The 3,696-nt window shown below is 76.5% G+C and carries 3 protein-coding genes; 2 read left to right on the plus strand and 1 reads right to left on the minus strand.

Annotated features, from left to right (window positions below):
• Positions 1-153 precede the first annotated feature (153 nt).
• A complete protein-coding gene (locus tag ACFV6D_RS03760) occupies positions 154-927 on the minus strand; it encodes an SseB family protein (protein WP_363372883.1) in 774 nt (257 codons plus the stop codon).
• Positions 928-1,018: 91 nt separating this feature from the next.
• Here ACFV6D_RS03760 and ACFV6D_RS03765 point away from each other — a divergent pair, with 91 nt between their 5' ends.
• Both ACFV6D_RS03765 and ACFV6D_RS03770 read left to right on the plus strand, forming a co-directional pair.
• Positions 1,019-2,242 carry an alanine racemase gene (locus ACFV6D_RS03765; RefSeq protein ID WP_380346455.1) on the plus strand — a complete coding sequence of 408 codons (1,224 nt, stop codon included), beginning with the start codon at positions 1,019-1,021 and terminating at the stop codon, positions 2,240-2,242.
• Positions 2,243-2,535: 293 nt separating this feature from the next.
• Positions 2,536-3,459 carry a lytic polysaccharide monooxygenase gene (locus ACFV6D_RS03770; RefSeq protein ID WP_380558194.1) on the plus strand — a complete coding sequence of 308 codons (924 nt, stop codon included), beginning with the start codon at positions 2,536-2,538 and terminating at the stop codon, positions 3,457-3,459.
• Positions 3,460-3,696: the final 237 nt, after the last annotated feature.

Consider the following 3,696-nt stretch of genomic DNA (forward strand, 5'->3'; position numbering starts at 1 on the left):
ACCGCCCCCCCGCGCCGCGGGCGCCGCGCCTGCCGACACAGCCCCCCCCCCCCCACACCCCCCCGGCCGGGGGGGGGGCGCGCGGCGAGCGCCCGCCCCCCCCCCCCCCCCCCGACGCACTTCCTACGGCTCCCTACCGCTTCCTAGCGCTCCCTACCGCCGGTAGAGCGGCTCCCCCGGCAGCTCCGCGCTCGCCGGCAGCACCGCGAGGTCCAGCCCGCGGTCCAGCCGCACCCGCAGCACCGGGTCGGCGGCCACCGCCCGCCCGACCCGCTGCACGGCCGCCTGCAGCCCGTCCTGGTCCAGCGCCGGATCGAACACCACCGCGAGCACCCCGTCCGAGCCCTCCGAGGCCGCCAGCAGCCCGGTGAGCACCTGCGGCTCGGCCGCCAGCAGCCCGCGGACCGCCTCGCGCACCTCCGGGTCCCGGGCCGGCGGCAGGAACGGGCGGTTCTCCGCGAGCGCCCGCAGCCGGGCACCGCTCAGCTGGAACGGCACCGGCCCGGCCGGGTCGACCAGCAGGGTGTCGGCGCGCTCGGAGAAGGCGACCATCGCGGCCTGCGGGGCCGCCGTCGGCGCCGGGCGGGCGTCGGCACGCCAGCGGGCGAGCGAGTCGAGCGAGGTGAAGGCCGGCAGCGCGCGGCGCCCGTCCGGGGCCTCCAGCACCGGGACGGCCATGTCGCTGGTCTTCTCGTGCTTGTGCCCGTGCGCGTCCACCTCGACCTCGCCGAGGATCGCGACGATCGGGACCATCAGCCGGGTGGGGGTCAGCGCCGCCAGCACCTCCGGCTCGGCCGCGCGGTCCTGCGACCAGCGGGCGAGGGCCTCGGCGAGCGCCGGGTCGGCGGTGCCGTCGTCGTCGGAGAAGCCGGGGTTCGGGATGCCCTTGCCGACGAACGCCGGGTTGGAGAAGTCTTTGCGGTCCACCCGCCCGACCCTATGCCACCGCGCGCGAGCCGCCCCATTTCCCTGCACGCGGGGCCTACCCACCGGTAGTGCGGTGTGGCACCCTGCGCCCATGGTGATCCTCGACGCACCCGCGACCGCCCCCACCCCGGTCTCCGACCGCCTCCGGTACGACCGGGCCACCGCGCACCTGGACGGGCCGGTGGCCGTCGTCGACCTCGCCGCCTTCGACGCCAACGCCGCCGACCTGGTGCGCCGGGCCGCCGGCAAGCCGGTCCGGGTGGCCAGCAAGTCGGTGCGCTGCCGGGCGCTGCTGGACCGCGCGCTGGCCGTGGACGGCTTCGCCGGGGTGATGAGCTACACCCTCGACGAGTCGCTCTGGCTGGCCCGTACCGGCGTGCGCGACGTCCTGCTCGCCTACCCCTCCGCCGACCGGTCCGGGTACACCGAGCTGACCGCCGATCCGGCGCTCGCCAACGAGGTCACCGTCGTCCTCGACGACCCCGCCCAGCTGGACCTGATCGACAAGGCCCGCGGCGGCGACGCCGAGGTCCGGGTCTGCCTGGAGCTGGACACCGCGCTGCACCTGCTCGGCGGGCGGGTCCGGGTGGGCGCCCGGCGCTCCCCGCTGCGCACCCCCGAGGACCTCGGCGCCTTCGCCGAACTCGTCCAGCACCGCCGGGGCTTCCGGGTGGTCGGCCTGATGGCCTACGAGGGGCACGTCGCCGGGGTGGGCGACCAGGTGCCCGGCCGGCCGCTGCGCTCGCAGCTGATCCGGCTGATGCAGGCCAGGGCCAGGACCGAACTGGCCGAGCGGCGGGCGGCCGTGGTCCGGCGGCTGCGGCGGGTGGCCGAGCTGGAGTTCGTCAACGGCGGCGGTACCGGCAGCGTGGAGTCCACCGTGGCCGAGCGCGCGGTCACCGAGGTCGCGGCGGGCTCCGGGCTCTACCTGCCCCGGCTGTTCGACAACTACCGCTCGTTCCAAGGCCGTCCGGCCGCGCTGTTCGGCCAGCCGGTGGTGCGCCGCCCCGGCGTCGGCGTGGTGACGGTGCTCGGCGGCGGCTACCCCGCCTCCGGCGCGGCCGGCCCGGACCGCTCGCCGGTGCCGTACCTGCCGCAGGGGCTGCGCTACGACCCGATGGAGGGCGCCGGGGAGGTGCAGACCCCGCTGCTCGGCGCGGCCGCGGACGACCTGCTGATCGGCGACCGGGTCTGGTTCCGGCATGCCAAGGCGGGCGAACTGTGCGAGCGCTTCACCGAACTGCGCCTGATCGAGGGCGACCGGATCGTCCGGACCGTCCCGACGTACCGGGGCGAGGGGAAGGCGTTCCTGTGACCGGCCTGCGGCCGGCGGCGGCCTGACCGCCCGAACGGCCGTCCGACGACCTTTCCGGAGCCTTAAGCGGGCCCGATGGAACGCCTAACCCGGCCGTTCCGTCGGGCCTTTGCCCTGTTCGGGGGCCTACAGTCCGTCAGGAAGCGTGGCACGCACGACTATTGCCAGCTGGTCCAGACCAATCATACGCTCTGGCCAGGGGGCCGCGGTCCGGGCCGGCGGCCCCCGAACGGGCAGGCGTGTCCGCTCCCCCCCACACCCGCCCGGAACGACGGTCAAGGAGTCCCCACCCCATGTCCATCAAGCGAAGTGCCCTGTCCGTCGGCGCGGTCGGCGCCGCGGCCCTCGCGGTGGCCGTTTCCACCGCAGGCACCGCCAGCGCCCACGGCACCATGACCAACCCGGTCAGCCGGGTCGCCGCCTGCTACGCCGAGGGCCCCGAGCACCCGGTGTCCCAGATCTGCAAGGACCTCGTCGCCGCGAGCGGCACCCAGCCGCTGTACGACTGGAACGAGGTCAACATCGCCAACGCGGCCGGCAACCACCAGGCGCTGATCCCGGACGGCAAGCTCTGCTCGGCCAACCGCGACAAGTACCAGGCCCTGGACTGGCCGCGCACCGACTGGCCGGCCACCGCGGTCAAGGCGGGCGCCTTCACCTTCCAGTTCCGCACCACCGCGCCCCACGTGGGCACCCAGACCGTCTACATCACCAAGCCGGGCTACGACCCCACCAAGCCGCTGAAGTGGTCGGACCTCGACCCGACGCCGGTCGCCCAGGTGCAGGTCGACCGCACCGCCACCAACGGCTTCTACACCTACGCCGGCACCCTGCCGCAGCGCACCGGCCGCCAGCTGCTGTACACGGTCTGGCAGCGCAGCGACAGCCCGGAGGCGTTCTACAGCTGCTCCGACGTCGACTTCGGCGCGGCCACCGCGGCCGGTGCCCCGGCCGTCTCGGCGCTCGCCGCGCAGGCCCCGGCCGCGCCCAGCGACGCGCAGATCGCGGCCGACGCACCCAAGTCCACGGTCGCCCACCACGGCCACGGCGGCGACCCCAACTCCCCGGCCGGCGCCGTGATCCCGACCGCCGCCGCGGCCGTCGGCACGTCGGCCACCGGCCCGCTGCTGCTGGCCGGCGCCGCCGCGATCAGCGTGGGCTGGGCCGGCATGGTGCTCCGGCGCCGTCGCGTCGAGGCTGTTCGACGCGACTCCTGACGCCGGACGCGGGGCCGGGGCGGCCAAACCCCCGTCCGGCCCGGTTCCGCGGCTCCACCCCGTCCGGAACGAACGGCGGGGGGGGGGGGCGCCCACCGGGTGGGGGGGTCCCCCCGGGGCGGCGGGTGCTCACCCGCGCCACCGGGGCCCGGGCCCCGGGTATCTGCGCGGTCAGCAGATCGAACAGGCCCGCCGTCAGCCCGGCCGCGGTGGCGCCGCCGCGCTCGACGGCCCGGG

The sequence above is a fragment of the Kitasatospora sp. NPDC059812 genome (genome assembly GCF_042732075.1).
Taxonomy (GTDB): domain Bacteria; phylum Actinomycetota; class Actinomycetes; order Streptomycetales; family Streptomycetaceae; genus Kitasatospora.